The sequence below is a fragment of the Mycobacterium rhizamassiliense genome (assembly GCF_900157375.1).
GTDB classification, from domain to species: domain Bacteria; phylum Actinomycetota; class Actinomycetes; order Mycobacteriales; family Mycobacteriaceae; genus Mycobacterium; species Mycobacterium rhizamassiliense.
The window spans coordinates 1560489-1582621 of record NZ_LT721901.1 but is presented as its reverse complement, the minus strand read 5'-3'; the positions used below and the strand labels follow the sequence as shown (position 1 = coordinate 1582621).

Here is a 22133-nt window from a genome sequence, read left to right as displayed (position 1 = left end):
AACTCATGAGGAAGGATTCGTGTCAGATGACGAAACCCGATGAGGACACAGCGGTCCCAGGCGATGCCGACGACGTCGCATCTCGCGTGGAGACGTTCCTGCGCACCGAGCTTCCCCCGAAGTGGGTCAGCGCCATCGATGCCGGTGACGCCGAATCACTGCGCGCCGCGCGCACCGAACTTGATGAGGCCCGATGGTGGCGCCGACTGGGCGAGACCGGCTACGCGGCCCCCACCTGGCCCCAAGAGTACGGCGGGCTCGGCGCGAACCGCGCGACGGCGATCGCGTTGTCGCGCATGCTGACTCGATACCGCGTTCCCAACTTCTCGCTGGGGCTGATCGGGCTGGACCTCGTCGGTCCTGCCATCTTGCGATGGGGCACAGATGAACAGAAGCGCGACCTGCTTCCCGCGATCGTGAGCCGCGAACACATCTGGTGTCAGCTGTTCTCCGAACCCGGTGCGGGCTCAGACCTTGCCGGATTGAGTACGCGTGCATTCCGAGACGGCGACGGATGGCGTATCACCGGGCAGAAGGTGTGGTCCAGCTTCGCCCACGAGGCAACCCACGGCATCCTGTTGGCGCGGACCAACCCCGACGTGCCCAAGCATGACGGCATCACGGTGTTCCTCATCGCTATGGACCAACCGGGGATCACGGTTCGTCCGCTGCGCCATATCGCCGGCGACGTCGAATTCAACGAGGTATTTCTCGACGATGCCACGGTGTCGGATGCCATGCGCTTGGGCAGCCTGGACGACGGCTGGAAAATCACCGTGTCGGTTCTGCTCAATGAGCGTCAATCCGCCTCTGGCAGTGGGGGTGCGCTGCCAGGCACGACGACAGGACGCTCAGCGGATGCGTTGGTACGCAGGCACGCCCCCGTCGCCGACGCGGTGATGCGGCAACGGTTGGCCAAGGCCTACATCGACGATCTGCTGATACAGGTGACCAGTCGGCGAGCGGCAGCACGACGCAAACGCGGTGATGGCGCAGGATCGGAAGGCTCAGTGCTCAAGGTGCTTTCCACTGAACACGCCAAGGAATTACAGGATCTGGCGGCAGACCTCGAGGGGCTCGGCGGCCAGGCGTGGCAACGGGAGGATCGCTTCCGCGACAAGACGGCGTGGTCATTGATGAGAGTGCAATCGAAGACGATCTCCGGAGGGACGTCGGAGATCCAACGCAACATTCTGGGCGAGCGGATCCTGGGGTTACCCAAGGAACCCGGCGACGATCGAAACACTCCCTGGGGCAAGGTACGTCGTTCATGAGCGCGGCACCCGAGAGCCCACGACCGCTCAACGAGCAGACCATCGCCGCCGTTCAACGGCGCATCGGCATCCCGGTCCGGCGGACGGCGCGGATGCACAACGAGATCTGTTCCGTCGACTCGTTTCGGCAGTTCGCACAGGGGTACGGCGACGACAATCCGCTCTATAGCGATCCGGCGTACGCGCAATCATCGTCATGGGGGGCCTCGCTGGCCCCGCCGCTGTATGCCTACTCCGCAGGCAAGTGGCGCCCCGTTGATTGGACCGAGGAGCAACGCGCCGAAATGACATCTGGTGATCCGCTCGCGAACATCGGTCAGTACATGTGCGGTGAGCGGTGGATTTTCACGAAACCCGTTCGGGCGGGTGATGTTCTGATACGTGAGCAGTCCATGTTCTCGGCCGAACTGAAATCCAGTTCGTTTGGTGGCGGCCAGGGTGCGCTCGTTTCGCATCGGCTGGCCTGGGAGGACGAGTCGGGATCGCCGTATGCGGTCCGATTCCTCGATTATTGGCATGCCGATCGCAACAAATCTCGTGCAGCGGGCAAGCATCGGCACGTCGAGTCCCCGGCCTACTCCGACAAAGATCTTGAGCGCATCGACCATCTCTACGCGAATGAGACGCGACGCGGCGCCACACCGTTCCTGGTCGGCGACGTTGCCGTGGGCGATACTCTCGGGCCGATCGTCAAGGGGCCGATGACGGTCAGCGACATCGTGTACTGGCACGCCGGGATCGGAATGGGAGATCTCGGTCTCGGCGCCTTCAAGTTGTCCTACAAGAACCGGCAGCGCATGCCTGGCTTCTATCAAAAGGATCGGTTCGGAGCGTGGGACGCCGCGATCCGCGTGCACTGGGATCAGTCCGCGGCCGCGCGTCTGGGGCAGCCGGAAAGCTATGACTACGGTTTCATGCGCACCAACTGGATGGTCCATCTGATCACCAACTGGATGGGTGACGGCGCATGGATCTGGCAGTTGAGCTTCGCCGTCAAGAAGTTCAACTACGTCGGTGACGTGCACTACGTGTCGGGCACTGTCGGGGAGGTCGACCCGTCGACCAACCGAGTCACTATCGACGTCGCGCTCGTCAACCAACGCGACGAAACCACGGCCTGCGGACGCGCGATTGTCATCCTGCCGGAGGCGACAGGTGGATCCGCGCAGATTCCGCAATACGACGATACCGACGTATGTGAGGCGGCCACACCATGATGTACGCATTCACCGACGAGCAGGAGGAGCTGCGAGTCCTCGTGCGCGAGTTCGTGGCGCGCGTATCGCCGGAGTCCGAGGTGCGCCGTCTGATGGACACCCAGCACGGGTACGACACCAGCGTCTGGCACCAGCTCGGTCTGGAATTAGGCATCGTCGGCCTGGCCATCCCCGAGGAATACGGCGGCCTGGGTCAAGGCTTCGCCGCGGTCGGTGTGGTGCTGGAGGAGGCTGGGGCTGGTTTGCTCTGCGCACCATACTTTTCCAGCGTCGTGCTCGCCGGCGAACTTCTCGTCGCCTGCGACGACACGGCTGCCAAGCAGGACTATCTACCACGCATCGCCGCCGGCGAACTGCGCGGCACATTGGCGATCGCCGAAGATAACGGTTGCGCGGATCTGTCGGATATCGAAACGAGCGCCAGGCGAGTGGACGGCCAATGGCGCCTCGAGGGACATAAGTCCTACGTGATCGACGGAGCCACTGCCCAGTTGATCTTGGTCGCCGCACGCACCGAATCGGGCACCAGCCTGTTCGCGGTCGAGTCTGCCGCGGCCGGCCTTCATGTAGAGGCCCTGTCCACCCTTGACTTGACGCGCAAGCAGGCCCGCCTACAGTTCGAATCCGTACCGGCTCGGCTCATCGGAGACGAGGGTGCAGCCGCACCGGCGCTGAGGCGCATTCTCGATCTCGCCGCGCTCGGTCTTGCGGCCGAGCAGGCCGGCGGAGCGGCACGGACCTTGGAGATGGCTGTGGAATACGCCAAGGTGCGCTTCCAGTACGGCCGGGCGATCGGCTCGTTCCAGGCGATCAAACACAAGTGCGCTGACATGCTGCTCGAGGTCGAATGCGCGAGATCGGCTGCTTATCAAGGGCTTTGGGCCACCGATGATGATTCCGCGGACCTCGCCCTAGCTGCCAGCATCGCCAAGTCGAGGTGTTCGGAGGCTTTCACGCACTGCGCCTACGAGAACATCCAGATTCATGGTGGGATCGGCTTCACCTGGGAGCACCCTGCGCATCTGTATCTGCGGCGTGCCAAGAGCACTGCGCTCTTGTTCGGCGACGCGGCATATCATCGTGAGCGCGTCGCGAGCCTCATCGGGGCCTGACAGTCCGAATCATCCTGCACGTTGGTGTCTTTGAGGGTGGCGGTTAGCCGCACACTGCGTCATAGATCTCGCAAGACGTTACGTGGAGCCCAACGACAACGGTGGACTAGCCATCCTTCTCGCGACTGGCCTTGTACGCCGCCACGATTGGTGCCAATTCCATAGGAGTGGACCCGTGCAGGATGACGCGGTCACAGCCCAGCGCGAATTGCCGATCGATCGCCGCGACACAGTCCTTCGGGGTGCCGGTGGCGCTTGCCGCTAGCCAGTCTTGTGGGATCAACGTTGCCGCATGCTCCAACTGCTCCGTCGTGCCGACCACATCCAGGCCAGCTACGCCGCTGACTATCGGATCGGACAGAAACCTCTGCAGCGCAGCAGGATCCCACTCATTGGTGTCAACCAACAGCTGACCATATCCTTGAAGGTAGGTGCCGAGTCGGCCGACAGTTTTGCGGAGACGATCAGCGTAAGGCACGTGATCGCCGATGGTAGCCAAGCAGGACCACACGACGACGTCGTCGGGATTGCGTCCGGCCGACTCTGCTGAAGCCTTCACCGCCTTCACGCACCGGCGGGTAGTCTCGTCTGTGAAATAGGTATGCAGGACGACGTGGTCGAAGCAGCGGCCCGCAAGTTTCAACGTCTCTGGCCCGAAGGCCACCACGCACATCGGCAGGTGCTCGTCGAGTGCGCTGTCGAGGTGCAGCACGGGGAACTTTCCGGCCGGTCCGTCGTGCCCGATGATGGCCTCGCCGCGAAAGAGCCTGCGCATCAATCCCGCGAAGTCCTCCATCTGAGCGGTGCTGACGTTCGTCATTCCGTACATCCCTTGGAGCACGGCGATGCCGCGGCCTATACCCAGCGTGAACCGGCCGCCGGTGAGATCCTGCATGGTGCGTGCCATACCGGCGGTAACCATCGGGTGGCGGGTATTGTGATTAGTGGCCGCGGTACAGATCTGAATGTCGGTGCTGACTGCGGCCGCGGCACCGCACAACGAAGCAGCTTCCTTTTTGTTGTACCGCTCCGAAATGAATGCCGTTCCCAGGCCTAGTGTTTCGGCATCAATGACCTCGCCGATCAGATCCCTGGCAGAGCGTGGCTGACCGGCCAGCAGGTAACATCCAAGTTCTGGCAGCAGCGTTGTCACGACAGCTCCCGAATCAGATCTAGCGTGCCCAGTTCCCGGATTGCGCGACAGCCGCGGGACAACATTGCCAGCACCATTTCATCGCCACGTTCAGTGGCCGCCGAGAACGCGAATCCAAGGGTAGTGATCAGCGGCACCTGAAGCATTCCGAGCCGATAGTCACGCCAGCATGAGTCGATGTCGTAACCCGTTACACCGTGCAACTGCAATGCCTCTCGATACACCCCCACCAGCTCGTGCTCGGTCTGCGCCCGCTGTTCGGGAAGCAAACTGGTCGCCGCGAAGTACGCGAGGTCGCGTGCAGGCAGGCCTATGGACATGGTCTGCCAGTCGACGACCGTGACCTTGCTGCGCTCGGGGTCGAACAACAGGTTATCGATCCGGTAGTCGCCATGCAGGATGCTGAAACGTTGAGGTTCAAGGAGAATCCAGGCGCTGACGAGTGCCGCGGCCTCGCACAGCGTCCGGCGGTCTGCGGCCGTAATCCGCTCATCCAGCATGCCGAGCGTCGTGTCTGTTGCCATGATCGCCAGCTCGCCGATTCCCTTCGCTGCATCGGCGTCGAGCTTTGGCATCATCGCGCCGGTGAAGGCCAGCCATCGGGGATCGCACCACCTCGGTCCGTGCAATCCAGCCAGGGCTTCGACGGCCAAGCGCGCCTCGACGGCGTTGCACCCCGCGATTTGGTCGCCCTGAACAGCAGGAGCAAGATCCGACAGAAGCAGCACGAAATCTGCTCCATCGCGGTCGATTTCGCAATGGAAGCAGTGTGGCAGCGGCACGGCCACCGTGTCAGCGACGTCGGTATAGAACGCAAACTCGCAGCGGTACCCGCCTGCCACGCGCTGGCGGACGGCCTCGTCCTGAGAGGGCAACTTCACGATGAAGGTGTCAGGCAACCCACAGCGGTCCGCCGAGTAGGTCGGCGTAACGCGATAGGTGGCACCGGTTTGGCCAGTGCCCACCGGCGTCACTGACACGTCGAGGACGTCGGTGTCGAGCACTTCGGCCAGCCACGATCTGGTGACTTCCCCTGGGCTGGAGGGTATTACTGGTGACATCGCTGGCAACTCCTAATGCATGAGAACACGTTGAACTACACCTGGCCTGCCGTGTGGAAATGCGACGTGCCGGTGACCTGGCGTCTGGTCAACCGCGGACCCGACTATTCGATTCGGCGGTATTCGGTTCCCCGCGGTTCGCGGGTCCACAGCATGCCGTCGCCGGCGACGGGTCCCTCGGCGATGAGCTGCCGCTTCAACGTCTTGTGCGTTGCGGTCGTCGGCAAGGCCAATGCGATGCGCACGTATCGCGGCCAGTATTTGGGGGACAGGTCCGATTGCGCCGCAAGGAAAGCCGAGAAATCGGCAGGGCGAAGACCACCGTGATCGTAGAGAACCATGGCAGCCATGATCTGGTCGCCGACCCGCTCATCGGGCACCGCGTACACCGCGGCCCGGTTCACCCCTGGGTGGCGCAGCAGGATCCGTTCAATCGGAGCGGCCGTCACGTTCTCCCCGTCGACGCGCATCCAATCGGCAGTTCGGCCCGCCAGATAGATCCAGCCCTGCTCGTCCCGGTAGGCCAGATCGCCCGACCAGTAGAAGCCGTGGCGCATCCGTTCGGCGTTCGCCTCAGGGTCGTTGTAATACCCGGTGAAATAGCCTCCGCCGGTGGTGTTTACGAGCTCGCCGATCGCCTCGTGGGCGTTCAGCAACCCGCCGGACTCGTCGAAGCGTGCCGGCGGGCACTCACTGATCGTCTCGCTGTTGTAGATGGCTACCGTCGGTGCGCCTTTGCCAATAGACCCGCTGGGCATTCCCGGTTCACGAATGACGTGAACCGCGTTCTCAGTGGAGCCGAAGCCATCCTCGACGATGACGCCGAACCGCCGGCTGAACTCGCCGATGTCTTTTTCGTTGGCTTCGTTGCCAAAAGCAGCCCGCAACGGATTCTCGGCGTCGTCGCAACGTTCCCGAGTCGACAGGATATAGGCGAGGGGTTTGCCGACGTAGTTCATGTACGTGGCTCCGTACCGGCGGACGTCGTCGAGAAAACGTGATGCCGAAAACTTGGCGGGAGCTAGCGCCGCGCCCGTCACTACCGCCGGTGCCCATCCGGCGACGACCGCGTTGGAATGAAACAGCGGCATCGACACATAACAGGTGTCCATGTGCGACAGCGAGAAGCGTTGCGCGAGGGCCATTCCGGCAGCCAGCACCATGAAGTGTGATACCTGTACAGCTTTTGGATCGCCACTGGTTCCGGAGGTGAAGATCATCATGAAGGTGTCCAGTGGCTCCACGTGACGGTAGGGGGTGAATTCACCAAGGGACTCGGTGATCATCGTCCGCCATTCCGGCGTCGAGGTGTCGAACACTCGAATCCCACGGAGATCGAGTCCGCTCAACAACGGCCTATGCGCTGCATCGGTTACGACGAATTGACAGTCAGCCCGGCGGATGTCGGCGGCCAGGGCTTCGCCGCGTCGGGTGGTGTTCAAGCCACAGAGCACATAACCACCCAGGCCTGCTGACGCCATCAGCTCGAGCATGTCGGGGGTGTTGCCGAGCAGCACCCCCACATGGAACGGTCGGTCGGTATCGGCCATCCTGATGAGGGCGGCCGCCCGGCTCTCGGCGCCGGACAGATACTCGTTCCACGTCCAGCAGCGGTCGCCGTACTTCACCGCGACGCCCTCCTCGGACTTCCGAGCAGCCAGAACTTGCTGAAGCGTGTCGCTCAACGCGAATGTTCCTTCCCTACTAGCGGGCTGCGGCTAGGACTGCCCGCCTGCACGCCCGGCGATCCAGTGTTGGACGAGGTCTGCATACCGCCGAGACAGAGTGTGCTGGAACCGTTCTCCATCACCATCGTCGGCTTGCCCCCGTTCGACGGCCATGGCGATCAGTTCGTCGACGGCCTCGATATCGAGCCCGAGCTGCGAAAGCCCATCAAGATCTCGCTCGGTGTCCAATTCCTCGGGTAGCGGTGAGCGGATCAGTAGCACCGCCGCAGTTTCCTCGCCGCCTTCGAGCAGGACTGCCGCCAAGCCTGACTTGCCGATTTTCACCTCGTACTCACATCGTCTAGGAGCGCCGATGCGGCCGTCACGCAGGACGGCGGATCGACAGCTCGATACCGTTGTCGCGCATGACGATGCGGCACTGCTCCGGGGTGTAGTCGAAGTTCTGCAGATCTTTGATGTAGGAGGCCGGGACTGCCAGGCCTTCGACATGGGGAAAGTCCGAGCCCATCACGATGTGATCTTGACCGACAAGCTGAAGCAAGCTGGCGAGTTCGTCTTCGTAGAAGGGGGAAACCCAGACGTGCCGCCGGAACGTCTCGCGCGGATCTTCCTTGTAGATGTGCGGAATCATGCCGTAGGCCTTGGTGAGCTTTTCGTACAGGTGGAACACCCATTCCGACCCGCTCTCGATTGAGGCCATGCGCAGGTTCGGGAACTTATGGAAGTGTCCACGCAGCAGGAAGTTTGCGAAGGTGTCCTGCAGTGCGTTGCCTGAGAACAGCGTCCGGAACCCGATCGCTGACTGGAAGGACATGATGTAGTCGGCTTCGCCCCACGCGGTCAGGTACTTGGAGTAGTACGTCTCGCCCGAGTGGTAGGTCACGGTGATCCCGGAATCGTTTGCCAGCTGCCAGAATTCATCGAACATCGGATCACCCGGGGCCTTCATCCCCACAGCGGTCGCGATCGGCCCGGGAATCATGACGATGAAACGTGCATCACGCTCCAGGGCCCATTCGAGTTCCCGGACGGCGTTCTGCGGATCGCACAGCGTGATGTAGGGAGCGGCAAAAATGCGCTCCCGGTAGGCAAATCCCCAGTCCTCGTCCATCCACCGATTGAAGGCGCGAAACGTCGCCGCCAAGGCGTCGAGATCGTGCAGCAGCGCCTGCTCGATGCCGACACCCAGAGTCGGCAGCAGGATGCAACCGTGCATTCCCTGCTCATCCATCAGGGCGAGCCGAGCGTCGCGATCGCGGTATGCCGCTGGGATCGGCTCCAGCTCACCGAAAAGTTGGTTCATATCGGCGCTCTTGGGATTGCGGCCGCGGAAGTACTCGTCCATCGCGCCGGGTTTGGCCACCGGGTCAAAGGTTGGATTCGGAATGAACCGGTTCACCTTGCCGCCGACGAGGAGACGTTGCTTGCCGTCGAGCTGAGCCCACTGAATCGCGCGCTTGCGGTATTCAGGCTCGATGTGCCTGGTGAACGCGTCGAGCGCCTCGTAGTAGTGGTTGTCGCAGTCGAAGAACTGGAAGTCGAGTTCGGTCATGGCGGGGGTGTCCTTTCACTGGCCCGGGCGCGACGATGGCGACCGTCTCGCCCACGGCGGTACGTTCAAACTAGAACAATGTTTCAGCTGTGGCAACCCCCGTGCACTGTCTTGACTTGGAGAAATACCTGGGTTTGCAGTGGCTGCCCGTACGTTAGTGCCGAGTGCGGAGAACACAGTTACGGACGAGGGGTCGCCGTGGCGCCGCGGACTTCGTCACTTGCGAGGCAGTCCGAGGATCATCTGGGCTATTACGGTGAGCTGGATCTCGACGGTGCCACCGCCGATCAGTTCGGAGGGCAGGCCGAAGTAGGGCGTGAACACATCTGGATCCGAATCCTGGACCATCGCGGCACGCTCGGTGTTGGCCAGGGTCGCGGTTGCGGCGCGCCGGATCAGAACAGACAGGGCGACCTTGGCGACGCTCGAGGCGGGGCCGGGCTTGTTGCCCTGCACTAGTCGAAGCGTCTCGCGGGTGACCAGGGCCTTCAGCGCACCCGCGTAGGCCTCGATCTCCCCGAGCGCACGCACGGCGGCGTCGTGATCGAGTCCCTCGGACTGGGCCGCACGGCGCACGATATCCGTGCGGTTCATCGCGACATAGCCGCCGATCGCGGTTCGTTCCACTGCCATCGCTCCGACGGCTAAGCCCCATCCTCCTCCTGGCGCGCCCACCATCATGTCGTCGGGAACGAAGGCGTCGGTGAACACGACCTCGCTGAATTTGTCGCTCCCGTTGGCCTGCATAATCGGCGACACTTCGACGCCTTCCGATTGCATATCGACCAGGAAGTAGCTCAGCCCACGGTGTTTGGGCGCATCCGGATCGGTGCGCGCGAGCAGTGCGCCGAAGTCGGCGTATTGCGCCAGCGACGTCCAGATCTTCCGTCCGTTGATGAGCCAGCCACCTTCTGTACGACTGGCCCTAGTCGTTAGCGACGCAAGGTCGGAGCCGGCGCCGGGTTCGCTATAGAGCTGACACCACTGCAGAACCCCCCGCAGGGTGGCCCCCACGAACCGGTCTTGCTGCGCCTGGGTACCTGCGTCGAGGATGGTGGGTGCCATCCACTCCGCGATGCCCAGACTGGGCCGGATGAGTTCGGGCCGTTTTTCGAATTCCTCGGCGATGATCACCTGCTGCAGCGCGGTGGCAGCAAGCCCCCATGGTCGCGGGAGATGAGGCGCCACCAGGCCGGACTCCGCGAGAAAGTCGCGCCGCGGTCCGATGTCGAATTCGGGACGCTGATCCTGGCGAGAAGGGCCGTGATTGGTCAATGTGAGCGCGTGGTCTAAGAGCTCGGCGATCTCGGTGCGAAAGCCGGGCGCTTCCTCGCCTAGGTGCAAAGATGTTGACCGCTGCGCAGTTTGACTCAATGCTCCGAGTTCGCGGCTCCACCGCACACTTGGTCCGACCGAGGCCGCCAGGCTGGTGGCGCGCCGCCAGTACAAGTGGAGGTCGTGCTCCCAGGTGAAGCCGATCGCACCGAACATCAGCAGGGCGTCCAGCAGAAGATCTGGGGCGGGCGCCAGCGCGGTGAGCGCGGCCGACGACGCCGCGAGCCGGTGCTGTTCGAGGGATTCATCTGCTGCACGGACCGCGTCCCATGCCGCGGCCTCGGCGAGCTCGGTGTTCACCAGTAGCGTCGCCGCTTTGTGCTGCATCGCCTGGAATGTCCCGATCGGCGTGCCGAATTGCTCGCGAGTGCTGAGGTACTCGGTGGCAGCATTGAGGCTCCACCGGACGGTTCCGGCGGCGGCACACGCGGCAAAGGTCACCACGATGCAGCGCGCGCGCTCACTGTCGATGTCCCCGAGAACGAACTCGGTCGACACCTGATGGTCGTTGATGTCCAGTACACCAACATCGCCACAGAGGTCGGTCCCGTTCCGCGGCTGTGCTGTCAACGAACCCGCCGTCGTGTCCAAAACGAGCCACACCACGCCACACTCATCAGTTTGGGCTGGTAGCAGTATCTTTCGAGCCGAACAGATGCCAAGAGTCAAGCCCGAAGATCCCGTCAACAACCAGCCCGCTTCGTTGGGCCGGGCGCGAAAATCTGAATGCTCGGGCAGTACCACGGCTGCGGTGGCGCCGGCGGCCACATCCCGCAACAGGGTTTCGGCGCCGTTGCCGTCACTGATGTTGCCGGACAACGCAACAGCGGCTGCGGTGGCAGTGCTGAGCCACGGGCCTGGTAACAGCGCGGTGGCTGCCGCCTCGAGCACGCAGGCCATATCGGCTAGGGAACCACCTTGGCCGCCCAGCGTTTCCGGCACATGGACCGCAGGAAAGCCGATATCAACGAATTCTGTCCACCAGGAGGGCAACTGACCGGTGGCCAGGGTCGCGAACTGCGTGCGGACTTTGTCACGGGGGGCGTGGCGCGCGGCGAACTCGCGGACGGCCGCGGCAAGCTGGTGCTGTTCTTCGGTTATTGCCAGCGGCATCGTGGGTCAGCCCCTAAGACCTAGGATACGAGCAGCGTTGCCGTAGAGGAACTTCGGCCAGACTTCGTCTTTGAATGGCACCCCGGGCATGTCACGGAAAATGCGTTCAAGTGATAGCCCCATCGGAAAGTATCCGGCGTAGAGCACTTTGTCGCTACCGCGGGTGTTGGCGTAGTCGACGATGGCCTTCGGGTAGTACTTGGGGGCGAATGCTGATGTCGAGTAGTACAGGTTGGGCCACTTCAACATCAGCTTGACGGCCAGCTCCTCCCATGGCTCGCAACCGTGTCGGGTTACGAACACCAAATCAGGAAAGTCGAACATCACCGTGTCGATGCGCGATACTTCCTGACACGCGAAAGGTACTCGTGGGCCGGGTATTCCGGCACAGACGAATATCGGGATGCCCAGTTCGACGCACGTCGCATAGATGGGGTACATCTTCGGATCGTCGATGGGCACTTGCGGGAACACCCCGGCAGGAAACACTGACGTCGCCCGGATGCCGAACTCTTCGTGCTCGCTTCGGATGGTCCGCACGGATCCGACCACGTCGTTGGGATCGAAGATGGCGCCCGAGGCGATAAATCGATCCGGATGTCGTTTGAGGGCCAGTTGAGCGGTCTCGTCTGAGACGCCGACCATGCCCTTCTCGACGCCAAACTGATCCATCTGGTGCAGTGTCACGGAGATCGGATCATGCGCAGCCAACTCCTTGGGCACCTGTTTGAACATGTACTCAACAGGAAACTCGAGGTTCTCTTTGGACTCACGGTCCTTGGTCTGCTGTCGAATGAAGTCGTACTGTTCGAAGCCTTCCTTGGGGAAACCGATCATGGTGTCGATCACGGGCAGCCCGTGTGGTCCGGCCATTTGCTACTCCGATCATCGGCACCGAGCCCTGCCAGGTTCGCGGCGATTGAGAGGCGGGGCAGCGCTGGTTCTAGGCGGTGATAGGAACGCCAGTCTATCTTCGATAGTGAAACAGTGTTCTCGTTTTTGTCAACACTGTAGATGCTCTAGCTGGACTGATAACCGCGTATTTAGGCGCAGCATCGTATGCTGTCACTTGGATGATAAATGTGTTCTAGCTTGCGGAGTCTGAATCGGAGGTAGTGCCGTCGACGAGAACGCACCTGCACAACGGGCGCGCGGCGGGCTGACCAGGCCGCCTGCGGCAAGAGCAGATGAGCCGCAGGCACTTAGAAGCCACGGGCGGAGAAATGACGTCACCGCCGACGTCGTGCCGCTGGCCAGCATGACGAGCCGTCAGCTCATACGACGCGCGAAGATTCTCGAGGCGGTTGTTGATGCGATCGCAGACGTGGGACACGAAGCGGTGCAAATGCGTGACGTCGCTCAACGGTCGGGCGTAGGTCTGGCGACGGCGTATCGGTACTTCCGGTCGAAGGAGCACCTGCTTGCGGCCGCGCTCGAAGCGTGGCAGGAACGCCTCACGCGGCGCATAGTGTCCTCGAGTCAGCGGGACGACCAGGATCCGCTGTCAGGTGTGCTGGTCTATCTTCACGGAGCCCAGCGTGCGTTCAGTCGCAATCGTGAGATGACCGCGCTGATGCTGCAGATGATGACGTCAACCGATCCGGATGTCGTTGCGACGATCGACCGGATGAACCTGACGAACGCCGAGATGTTTGAGCGGCTGCTTGATGGCTTGCCGCCTCAGGACATACCGAGTCTGAGTTTCGCGCTCAACGCCGCCTTGACGAGCGCCATCACCCGCATGCTGAATGGGCGTATGTCTCTTCAGGAGTCGCGAACACACGTAGAGTGGACTGCGCGTGCCTTACTTGATCCAGCCACGCGCAATGCACGCCAGCCGGGGCGTGATGGGCGTAGGAATCGGCCCTAAGAGCACGTCACCTCAGCGGCCGGCCCGTGAGGCCTTCGCTTTGGATAGCTCTGCGGCCTCGTTCGTTGCGGCAGCCTTTGCCGCCCAGCGATAGTCGGCCTTACCTGCCGGGGAACGCAGAATTGCGGGGGTGCGCACAATCAGCTTGGGCAGCTTGTAGGACGCGATGTGCTTACCGGCCTCCTCAAGGAGATCGTCATCAGTGACGACGACGCCGTCGGCGACCTGAACCACCGCGACGACCTCGCTACCCCAGCGTTCAGACGGTCGACCGACCACGACGACGTCGTAGACCGCCGGGTGCCCTGCCATCGCGCGCTCGACCTCTTCGGCGAAGATCTTCTCCCCGCCGGAGTTGATAGTGACCGAGTCTCGGCCCAGCAATTCGATGTGACCGTCGGCGCGCAACCGGGCGCGATCGCCCGGCACCGACCACCGCGTGAAGCCGACCGTCGGAAAGGTGCGCGCGGTCTTCGCTTCGTCGCCCAGGTAACCCAGCGGGATGACGCTTCGGCGCGCCAGCCATCCCTCGCCCTCGCCGGGCTCCAATACGCGGCTCAGGTCGTCGGAGACGACCGAAGTGTCGAGCAGTGGCGCGAATGTCGGTGCAGCGGAAGCGTCTTCGTTGCTGCCCGCGGCGGTCATCTGGGCACCTGTCTCAGAGGAGCCCACAGAGTCGGTCACCGTGATGTGAGGTAATGCTGCCAGGAGGCGAGCGCGCACAGACGGTGTCAGCGGCGCTGCGCCGTTGCTGATGACGAACAGTCCGGATAAGTCGTAGTCACCCCTCTCGATTTCGTCGAGAAGTGGCCGGGCGATGGCGTCGCCGACGATCGGCATGCTCAGCACCCTCTCGCGTTCTGCCAAGCGCAGGACCCGGTCGGGGTGCATCCGGTCCACGTCGTCAGGAAAGACCAACCGACCTCCCATGGTGATGATGTTATAGGCGGCCCATTGCGCGGCGCCGTGCATGAGTGGCGGAATCATCAGCAGCGACATCGAACCCGGCGAGTTGCGTGCCTGCTCGGCCACTTCGGCGTATGACGAGAGTGTGCGTTCGCTGCCGAATGGGCGACCACCCATCGACGAGATGAAGATGTCGTGTTGTCGCCACAGGACGCCCTTGGGCATCCCGGTTGTGCCGCCGGTGTAGAGGATGTAGAGGTCGTCAGGGCTTGGGATCGGCATGCCTGCTGGCGGCACCGGCGTCGAGAGGATCGATGCGTAATCGACCGCGGACGGCAGCAGTGCGTTGCCTGACCCATCATCGACCTGGATCAGGATCTCGAGGGTGGGGACCTGCGCTCGGATCGCCTCCACACGTGGTGCGAACTCGGCGGCGTACACCAGAGCCTTCGCCTTTGCATCGTTGAGGAGGTAGATCAGCTCTTCGTCGACGTACCTGAAGCTCACGTTGAACGGAGCCACCCGCGCCCGATAGCTGGCGATCATCGTTTCGAGGTACTCGTTGCCGTTGCGCAGATAGATCCCCAGGTGATCCTGGCCGGATTCGTGGCCTGCCAGGGCGATGCGCTCGGTGTGACAGCCCAGGCCCGCGCCGGCGATATGGCGTGCCACTGCGTCGATGCGCGCGTCCATTTGGGAGTAGGTGAAGCGGCGGTCTCGCCAGACCAGCAGGGTGGCATCGGGGATCACGGCCGCGACCTCGGCGAATACCGTCGAAAGATTGAATCCGACGTTGTCGTTCACAGCCCTCCTATGTGTGAAGTAGCACCTGGGTGATTTTGTTTCCGATGCGAAAGTGCTTGGTGTGCAAAGCGGTAACCGCACATTCCATGAGCCCACGCTTGGGGCGGTATCGACGCCGCGACGATCACTGCATCGAAATCTTTTCTCACAGCGTTGGTTTCAGGCAGTGTTGAGCTGGCCACCACTGCGAACGTGAAGTGGCACGTCGGCTTCCCATGGCTGGCGCTTGATGAGTTCACGCACCTCGAAATGGCCGCTTTCGAGCTCGCCGAGTGCCGCGTCAACGAGCCGGTATTGCAGCCTTTGGCGGTGGATCGGCTGGCCGTCGATCATGACCGCCCGCACTTCGCCGGGCTCGAAACCACACCTCTCGTGCATAGCAGCCATCAGTTGCTCATTGTGGAAGTGCCCGTCGCCGAAGTTCCAGCCGAGTGCGAAGGTGGCGATGCGTTCTCCGTCCTCGATGACATAGTCGTCCTGTTGGTCGACGGGAACGAGGCGATCGAGCAACGTGAAATACCCTCGGCCCATTGCGAACATCGCCCGGAACGCGAAGCCCAGGTACTTCGACACCTCGACGCGCTCGGCGTTGTTGTAGAACTTCTCGAGCTGCGCCTTCGGCATATTCGGGATGGCCACCAGATGTGCGTCAAGCTTTTCTTGCGCCGAGGGCTTGATGCACCACAGCGAGGTGTCCCAGTTGCCGGCGTAGTAACGCATGCCCGGCAGGAACGACACCTTGCGGGGTGCCACGTTTCCTGTGGCGATGCAGATCACCATTACGGCGAACAGCGACAATGCGGGAACCGGGTTGTTCAGGTCAGATAGTCCGATCCCGGCGTGCGCTACGAACAGCGTCAACATGCCGAAGATCATGAATACGTTCCACTCCAGGGGCACCCCCATGGGAATGGCGAAGACGATATTGAGATGGAAGACGATCATGACGAATGCCGCTAGCGTGGTTACCCAGCCTCCGTGCGAGAAGAACAGCACGACAGGCACTCCCATCTCGATCACGGTGCTCATGTGGGCGATGGCATCGGCCAACAGGCCGGGCCGCAGATCGTCGGGATACTGTTTGTAAAGCCTCCGTTTAACCCACTTGGATGCGATGAAAGGATTGTTCGACAACATCGAAGCGACAACAAAAGGGAAGTGCCTGTTGAGCTTCGAGGTCGCTGCGCCGATCCAGATGAGCAGCACGACGAGCTTGGCGCCGACGATGATGTCGGTGCCCGCGAAGAGGAAGACGAACGTCAGACTTCCGTAGACTTCGCCGCGCGCGGCCAGGAAGATGACCTTGTCGCGGAGACCGAGCACGCACAGCACGGCCAGGATGGCCACGATTTGTAAGCGCGGAAGCACACCAATGTCGGTACCCAGCGCGGGGATCGGACCTGTGCCGTCGGAAAACAGCGCAACGAGGATCAACACCAGCAATGCCGCGTAGAGCGCGACATCGGCGGGGCTTCGGGTACTACCGCGGGTCAGCGGGATGCGGTCGGGCCACGGAGGTAGCCGTATCGTGCCGGGGCGCAACCAGTACAAGATGGACCCCATGGGGGGCCAGAGGCGGCTGTTCAGCGGGCCGAATCCGCAACCAAGGCCGATCACTTCGAACAGCATCGTGTAGAGGACGACTTTCTCGAAGACGATAGGCTCAGACCACCACTGGCCGACATTGGTGAAGCCGTCGATACCCTTGGTCGCCAGCGCGAACGACCAGCCGGCCAGGATATACAGAGCGATCTTGAAGAGATAGAAGGCGTGCAACACGGCGGGTGTTCCGGCGCCGGACTCAGCCCAGTGCGCTGCCATCCTTCGAATCCGTTCACCGCGTGAATATCTGGCCCATTCATCCATGTTCAGCGTCGGCAGGTTGGGTGCGAAGAATCCCATCTAGTGCACCTTTCGCGTCACCAGTTGGTCAGTGCCCGCGAGGTGTCGCTGCCGCCTACCGCCCCCACCGAGTGGTCGACCTGACATGATGCAAGCACCAGGCACCGCATCAGCGGTATGTAGTGGGAGACGACAGTGGGTGAGACCGAGGGACTTCCGCGCCGAGTGGCGTGGCGTCAGCACGGCACGCCGGCCGATCCCCGCGCCCACATCATTGATGCCGCGTCCCGATGCCTGGCCACCGTCGGGTTGGAGCGAACGTCGCTGACGACGATCGCCAACGAGTCGGGAGTATCGCGTCAGACGATCTACAAATACTTCGCGACCAAAGACGAGATCATCGTCGAAGCGTTGGAGAAGGAGGCCTCCGACGCGTCCGAGCGGATCATGGCCGTTGCTCGCAAAAATACGACGGCCGCCGGGTTCGTCGTCGAACTCCTGGTCTCGGCATACTCCGAATTCAAACGGAACCCGGCGATCTCGCCGGTGGTCGCCGTCCTTGAAGGGCCGGCCGCGCGTGCGAGAGTCTTGACCCCCGACGTGGTTGCCACCGTCCGCCATTTTCTGGAGCCGATCCTTTCCTATCTCCCCGATAGGGAGTCCGAGCTCGATGAGATGACCGAGACGTACATGCGATTTCTTTTGTCGCTATTGACCTTTGAGAGCACTGCCACGCGGTCGCAGGACTCTCTTCGGAGCTACCTGCACCGGGTACTCGTCCCTGCCCTCGGACTCCCCTCCGAGTCCATCTAGATTGACAGTGGCGACATTGATTGTCAATGCTGTCATCACGGTTCTTGTGTTTCGGCGCTCCGAACAGGAGGGCATCGCCATCGTGCTGTTGTGACGCGGGCCCGTTCAGACCACTGACTGCGACGCGTCGAACGGCCGGTGTCGATTAATGACGAGTGACCCGATGCATGCGACGTGGAGACAGTGGGTCAGATGCGCTGTCGTCCAAGTGATTTCGGGCTCGTCAGCGCTGTGACCGCAAGGACATCCGCTGACGAAGCATTCGCGACAGGCGAGTGCGTCGGCTGCCCACGAACTAATTGGGGCAGCTCGGACTGCGTGGCCGCCCTCTACCACCGTCGTTCAGGTCGCGACCTTGCGCTTCGTTGCCGCCGCTGTTCGTGAGCTTGGTCTCTTGGCGCCGGCTCGTCGGGCTGGCCGCGTGATCGTAGCTCCCGACTTGATCGCCGGTGCCACCCAGCGGCGCAGGAATTGCCGCAGCTCTTGGCCGTGGTGCGGAGGTCGGCCTGGATCAATGACCAGTGACTGAAAGATTCGCAGCATGAACTCGACGAGGCCATCCATGTTGTCGTCGGTGATGCCCACGCTGGTCCAGTCCACGTCCAAACGCTCGAGCAACGACCGGCCGAACGACATTGCCATGTCAGAGGTGACTCCGGCGGAGAAGGCGCTCGCTCTCCCTGGGGTCAGCAGAAGACCCAAATAGGTTTCGTGGGGCAGGCGTTCCAACGTATGAGCAATTCCCTCGACGACAGCCTCGGCCGGGTCATGGATCTTGCGGACATGCTTGGCCAGGCTATCCAGGAATGGGGCCGCCTCCGCAACCGACGTCGCGAACAAGAGTGCTTCGGTACTGGGAAAATAGCGGTAGACCGTTTGGCGGGTGACGCCGACGTCTTTGGCCACGTCGGAAATGCCGAAGTCCCTGCCGGACTGGTCGATCCTGCGACGCGCCGCTTCCAAGATGCGGGCAACCGCCTCATCGTCATCGGCTGGCGTGGCACCGGACCACCCATGAGTACGCATCAGCGACCATCGTCCCGCATCGTCACTCCCAGAACGTTACCGCGAGTAAGCCAATTCTTAACGACCACCACATGGGCGATCGTCGTCCTCAAAGCCGGTTTCGTGCTCTCACGGTCATTGTCATCCGGGGCGGGTCAGTCACCAGACCCGTGGGCGGTCGACAACGATGCCGGGACTGCGGCGTTAGGGGGAACGGCAGGCGACTCTCGGCCCGCGCGCAGGAAGCTGCCGGTGCGCACGGTCCCGAGAAGACGCGTGGGCTTGCCGTCGGCGACCACCTGTTGACCGCTGATGAAAACCGCGGTGACGGCGTTGTCGTTGCGGTTGACCATGCGCGATAGCCCGCCGTACTGGTCGATGCGCTCCTCGGCGTACTCGTCCAGCGCGGCGTCGAGGCATTCGGGCTTGATGATGGAGAGATCCGCCCGGTCACCGGTGCGCAGGTGCCCTGCGTCGATCCCGTACCAGTCGGCGATTTCACCGCTCAGCCGGTACACGGCGCGCTCCACCGTCATGAACGGCCGCCCGGCCTCGTCGGCATCGTGTACATGCTTGAGCAGACGCAAACCCATGTTGTAGAACGCCATGTTTCGCAGATGGGCTCCGGCGTCGGAGAATCCCAACTGGATGTAGGACTCGGTGGCGAGCTTTTTGAGCACCTCGGGGCGGTGGTTGGAGATCGTGGTGTACCAGCGCAGCTCGGCGCCGTGCTCGAGGACGAGGTCGAGGAACGCGTCGACCGGATGGATGCCGCCGCGGTCGACGCCGACCTGACCGAACGATTTGCCGATCACCGACGGGTCGGGGCAATCGGTGATCACGGCGTCGAAGAAGTCGCGGTGCCATACCCGGATGCCGAATTTCTGGTCGTAGTCCTTGCGGAATCGGCGCCGGTAGGCCTGGTCGGCCATCAACTCGTCGCGTTCGACGCAGTCCTTCAGATGCATCGCTTCCTGGCCGGAGCCGAATTCCTCGAAGATGACGAAATCGATTCCATCGGCGTACACGGTGAAAGGCACTGGGAGGTGCTGGAAACGGAAGTTAGCGCCCAAAGCGTTGACGACCCCGGCCAGCCCCTTGAGGATGTACGGCGCCAGGGGATTGGACTTGGCGTCGGCGGCAGCCAGCAGGCTTGTCTTCAACGATTTGCGGAACAACCCCACGGATTGCAGCGCCTGTAAGGCCATGTTCAGCGGCGTGTTGATGTCCGGTGCGGATTGCAGGACGCGGCCCCGGGCCCGCAGCAACTTGTTCAGCCGGCGGTATTCGCGTCGTTTCGCGTACGTCGATGGCAGCGTGCGAGATCGGCAGAGGACGCCGTCGAGCTTGTCGAACTTCAGCTGGTTGGACGACATCCCGACAAATCCGGCATCCAATGCCTCGACGAGCATTCGTTCCATGCGCGCCAACTCGGCTGCGGTGGGGGCGATGTGGTTGTCGGTCGAGCGCGCCAGGCCCATGGTGGCGGTGCGGATATCCGAATGCCCGATGAATGAGCACACATTCGGGCCCAGCGGCCGGTCCTCGATCGCGGCGATGTAGTCCGCAGCGGAGTTCCACGTCTTGTGCGCGCCTAGCGACCTGATCACATGCTCGCGGGGTATCGCCTCGACACGGCCGAATAAGTCTCCGGCCTCCTCGGCGCTCACGTGAATGGTTGAGATCGAGCAGGAGCCCAACGCCACCGTCGTCACGCCGTGGCGGACCGACTCGGTCAGGCCCGGGCCCTCCAGTACTTCGATGTCGTAGTGGGTATGAATGTCGAGGAACCCGGGCAGCACCCACTGGCCCGTGGCGTCGATGACGTGAGGGCAACCGTCCTCGTCGAGGTCAGTGCCCGACACTGCGGCGATGTGTCCGCCGCGAATACCGATGTTGCGGATCGCCGAGGGGGCACCGGTCCCGTCGAACCAGCGTCCGTTGCGGATGATCGTGTCGTAGGGCACAGCCCGAAATCCCTTCGCCGTCGGAGGAGCAGTCGCGTCAGGGCGCGGCTCGCCCGTCAAGGTCGACCATACGCGCGGCGGCAAGTGGATGGTGCAAAACCCCACCAATCTTGCGCGGGCAGCTTGCGACCTTTAGAGTCGGACCACACCATACAAAACATGCGATATGTATGCTCGATGACGTGACGGCGACGAAGCCTGTCCGAGAGGATGTGTGGCCCTATGAGTGACTTGGTGATCCGCAAGCTTCCGTGGACTTTCGACGCATCGGTGCCGTTTCAGTGGCAGCCTGCGAACCCGGTGGCGGGGATCTTCGGCAACGTGTTCACGTTTTTTGCCGTGCCGTTCGAGCAGTACATCATCAGCGCGTTGCGAGACGCCAAAGACCTGATCACCGATCCTGCCGTGGCTGAGGAGGCCGACGCCTTCGCGCGGCAGGAAGGTCAGCACTCGTGGGCGCACCGCAAGCACATGAACACCTTGATCAAGCAGTACCCGGGGCTCAAGGAGACCCAGCGCGAGGTCTCGGACCTGTTTGACGATCTGTTGGCGACCCACTCCACGCAGTTCCATGTCTCCTACGTCGCCAATATCGAAGCGACGTTCACCCCACTGTTCAAGATGTTTCTCGATCACCGTCACTCGATCTTCGGTGGCGGCGATCCACGCATCGCAGCGCTCATCTTGTGGCACTTCGTCGAGGAGATCGAGCACCGCAGTTCCGGGCTGATCATTTGTCAGCACTTGACGCCGAGCCGGTGGACGAGAACCAAGTACGCCCGGGCGACGGCCAAGCACGTGCTCGCGGTCGTCGACGTGATCGCCCGCGGTTTCGATCGACACGTACCCGAGGCCGAACGTGGAATGTCCGCATATACGGCGATGACGTCGTATATGGCGCTGGGAGAGGTGAAGGCTCGGCTACGGCCCCGATTCCTGGGACCGTCACGAAACACATGGCCGCCAACGGTATTTCACGATGTGCCCTCGCGGGAACTGGTCGCGATGGTGGGCCGGTTGATCGCCTCGCAGGCCCCGTATCACAATCCGGCCGACCAGCCGCTGCCGGAGTGGGCCGCGGTGTGGATGGCCGAATACGAGCGCGGCGTTGACATGACCACGTTCTTCGATCAGCCGGCTGGATCCCGACTCGCCTGAGACCGAGCGACCACGAGGGAGTTCCATTGTGTCGCAACGCGTCCAAGTTCGCGCCGGCATCGGTCCCTGGACGGGTTCGGTCACGCTGACCCGGCGGGCGTTGCCAACTATGCGCCGATGGTCAGCGCGATAGTCACGACGGTCAGGATGACGGCGAATGGCAGCGAGCCGGTCCGCTCGCCTGCTGCGGTGAATCCGTTTGTGGCGTCCAGATAGTCGGGCAGTGCCGCGATCCAGCACACCGTTGCGAACACTCAGGTACC

General features: G+C 62.5%; 18 protein-coding genes. 6 read left to right on the top strand and 12 right to left on the bottom strand.

What is annotated here, in order from left to right:
- Nucleotides 1-26 precede the first annotated feature (26 nt).
- From MRAB57_RS07710 to MRAB57_RS07700, 3 genes are all read left to right on the top strand, one after another.
- On the top strand, nt 27-1274 hold the full coding sequence (locus tag MRAB57_RS07710) for an acyl-CoA dehydrogenase family protein (protein WP_077087044.1): 1248 nt from the start codon (nt 27-29) through the stop codon (nt 1272-1274).
- Between the two features lie 92 nt (nt 1275-1366).
- Entirely contained in the window at nt 1367-2491 is a 1125-nt protein-coding gene (locus MRAB57_RS07705) for an FAS1-like dehydratase domain-containing protein (protein ID WP_157900575.1), read from the top strand.
- Nucleotides 2488-3603, top strand: a complete 1116-nt coding sequence (locus tag MRAB57_RS07700; protein ID WP_077087042.1) for an acyl-CoA dehydrogenase family protein — start codon at nt 2488-2490, stop codon at nt 3601-3603. The genes MRAB57_RS07705 and MRAB57_RS07700 overlap by 4 nt, the downstream gene beginning before the upstream one ends.
- A gap of 106 nt (nt 3604-3709) precedes the next feature.
- Here MRAB57_RS07700 and MRAB57_RS07695 read toward each other — a convergent pair whose 3' ends face one another.
- From MRAB57_RS07695 to MRAB57_RS07670, 7 genes are all read right to left on the bottom strand, one after another.
- Nucleotides 3710-4747, bottom strand: a complete 1038-nt coding sequence (locus MRAB57_RS07695; protein WP_077090455.1) for a TIGR03857 family LLM class F420-dependent oxidoreductase — start codon at nt 4745-4747, stop codon at nt 3710-3712.
- A gap of 5 nt (nt 4748-4752) precedes the next feature.
- Nucleotides 4753-5817: a phosphotransferase family protein gene (locus MRAB57_RS07690; RefSeq protein WP_077087041.1), complete on the bottom strand. Its 1065-nt coding sequence runs from the start codon at nt 5815-5817 to the stop codon at nt 4753-4755.
- Between the two features lie 104 nt (nt 5818-5921).
- A complete protein-coding gene (gene fadD1, locus MRAB57_RS07685; RefSeq protein WP_077087040.1) occupies nt 5922-7502 on the bottom strand; it encodes a fatty-acid--CoA ligase FadD1 in 1581 nt (526 codons plus the stop codon).
- A 33-nt stretch (nt 7503-7535) separates the two neighbouring features.
- Entirely contained in the window at nt 7536-7829 is a 294-nt protein-coding gene (locus tag MRAB57_RS28495; protein ID WP_157900574.1) for a hypothetical protein, read from the bottom strand.
- 37 nt (nt 7830-7866) lie between these two features.
- Nucleotides 7867-9057 (bottom strand): amidohydrolase family protein, encoded by a 1191-nt coding sequence (locus MRAB57_RS07680; RefSeq protein WP_077087039.1) that lies wholly within the window; start codon nt 9055-9057, stop codon nt 7867-7869.
- 216 nt (nt 9058-9273) lie between these two features.
- Nucleotides 9274-11505, bottom strand: coding sequence for an acyl-CoA dehydrogenase family protein (locus MRAB57_RS07675; RefSeq protein WP_077087038.1), 2232 nt, complete (start codon nt 11503-11505; stop codon nt 9274-9276).
- 6 nt (nt 11506-11511) lie between these two features.
- Nucleotides 11512-12378, bottom strand: a complete 867-nt coding sequence (locus MRAB57_RS07670; protein WP_077087037.1) for an amidohydrolase family protein — start codon at nt 12376-12378, stop codon at nt 11512-11514.
- Between the two features lie 370 nt (nt 12379-12748).
- Between MRAB57_RS07670 and MRAB57_RS07665 the strand changes: the two genes are divergently transcribed.
- On the top strand, nt 12749-13375 hold the full coding sequence (locus MRAB57_RS07665) for a TetR family transcriptional regulator (protein WP_245835868.1): 627 nt from the start codon (nt 12749-12751) through the stop codon (nt 13373-13375).
- 12 nt (nt 13376-13387) lie between these two features.
- On the opposite strand, the gene MRAB57_RS07660 is transcribed toward MRAB57_RS07665, so the two are convergent.
- Together MRAB57_RS07660 and MRAB57_RS07655 are read right to left on the bottom strand one after the other, a co-directional pair.
- Nucleotides 13388-15085 (bottom strand): acyl-CoA synthetase, encoded by a 1698-nt coding sequence (locus tag MRAB57_RS07660; protein ID WP_077087036.1) that lies wholly within the window; start codon nt 15083-15085, stop codon nt 13388-13390.
- A gap of 159 nt (nt 15086-15244) precedes the next feature.
- Complete coding sequence (locus MRAB57_RS07655; RefSeq protein ID WP_077087035.1) at nt 15245-16987, bottom strand: DUF3556 domain-containing protein; 1743 nt, start codon at nt 16985-16987, stop codon at nt 15245-15247.
- Nucleotides 16988-17152: 165 nt separating this feature from the next.
- Here MRAB57_RS07655 and MRAB57_RS07650 point away from each other — a divergent pair, with 165 nt between their 5' ends.
- Nucleotides 17153-17740, top strand: coding sequence for a TetR/AcrR family transcriptional regulator (locus MRAB57_RS07650; RefSeq protein WP_077087034.1), 588 nt, complete (start codon nt 17153-17155; stop codon nt 17738-17740).
- Between the two features lie 342 nt (nt 17741-18082).
- Here MRAB57_RS07650 and MRAB57_RS07645 read toward each other — a convergent pair whose 3' ends face one another.
- Both MRAB57_RS07645 and MRAB57_RS07640 read right to left on the bottom strand, forming a co-directional pair.
- A complete protein-coding gene (locus tag MRAB57_RS07645; protein ID WP_083743326.1) occupies nt 18083-18766 on the bottom strand; it encodes a TetR/AcrR family transcriptional regulator in 684 nt (227 codons plus the stop codon).
- A 134-nt stretch (nt 18767-18900) separates the two neighbouring features.
- The gene (locus tag MRAB57_RS07640; protein WP_077087033.1) at nt 18901-20712 is read right to left on the bottom strand and encodes an N-acyl-D-amino-acid deacylase family protein; all 1812 of its coding nucleotides are present in this window, start codon (nt 20710-20712) and stop codon (nt 18901-18903) included.
- Between the two features lie 222 nt (nt 20713-20934).
- Between MRAB57_RS07640 and MRAB57_RS07635 the strand changes: the two genes are divergently transcribed.
- Nucleotides 20935-21870: a metal-dependent hydrolase gene (locus MRAB57_RS07635; RefSeq protein WP_077087032.1), complete on the top strand. Its 936-nt coding sequence runs from the start codon at nt 20935-20937 to the stop codon at nt 21868-21870.
- Between the two features lie 107 nt (nt 21871-21977).
- On the opposite strand, the gene MRAB57_RS28490 is transcribed toward MRAB57_RS07635, so the two are convergent.
- Entirely contained in the window at nt 21978-22124 is a 147-nt protein-coding gene (locus MRAB57_RS28490) for a hypothetical protein (RefSeq protein WP_157900573.1), read from the bottom strand.
- Between the last annotated feature and the right edge of the window lie 9 nt (nt 22125-22133).

Bases quoted from the DNA above. Each gene is read 5' to 3' on its own strand.
- MRAB57_RS07710 (WP_077087044.1), top strand. From the start codon at position 27: ATGACGAAACCCGATGAGGACACAGCGGTCCCAGGCGATGCCGACGAC.
- MRAB57_RS07705 (WP_157900575.1), top strand. From the start codon at position 1,367: ATGCACAACGAGATCTGTTCCGTCGACTCGTTTCGGCAGTTCGCACAG.
- MRAB57_RS07700 (WP_077087042.1), top strand. From the start codon at position 2,488: ATGATGTACGCATTCACCGACGAGCAGGAGGAGCTGCGAGTCCTCGTG.
- MRAB57_RS07690 (WP_077087041.1), bottom strand. From the start codon at position 5,817: ATGTCACCAGTAATACCCTCCAGCCCAGGGGAAGTCACCAGATCGTGG.
- MRAB57_RS07680 (WP_077087039.1), bottom strand. From the start codon at position 9,057: ATGACCGAACTCGACTTCCAGTTCTTCGACTGCGACAACCACTACTAC.
- MRAB57_RS07675 (WP_077087038.1), bottom strand. From the start codon at position 11,505: ATGCCGCTGGCAATAACCGAAGAACAGCACCAGCTTGCCGCGGCCGTC.
- MRAB57_RS07670 (WP_077087037.1), bottom strand. From the start codon at position 12,378: ATGGCCGGACCACACGGGCTGCCCGTGATCGACACCATGATCGGTTTC.
- MRAB57_RS07655 (WP_077087035.1), bottom strand. From the start codon at position 16,987: ATGGGATTCTTCGCACCCAACCTGCCGACGCTGAACATGGATGAATGG.
- MRAB57_RS07645 (WP_083743326.1), bottom strand. From the start codon at position 18,766: ATGCGTACTCATGGGTGGTCCGGTGCCACGCCAGCCGATGACGATGAG.
- MRAB57_RS07635 (WP_077087032.1), top strand. From the start codon at position 20,935: ATGAGTGACTTGGTGATCCGCAAGCTTCCGTGGACTTTCGACGCATCG.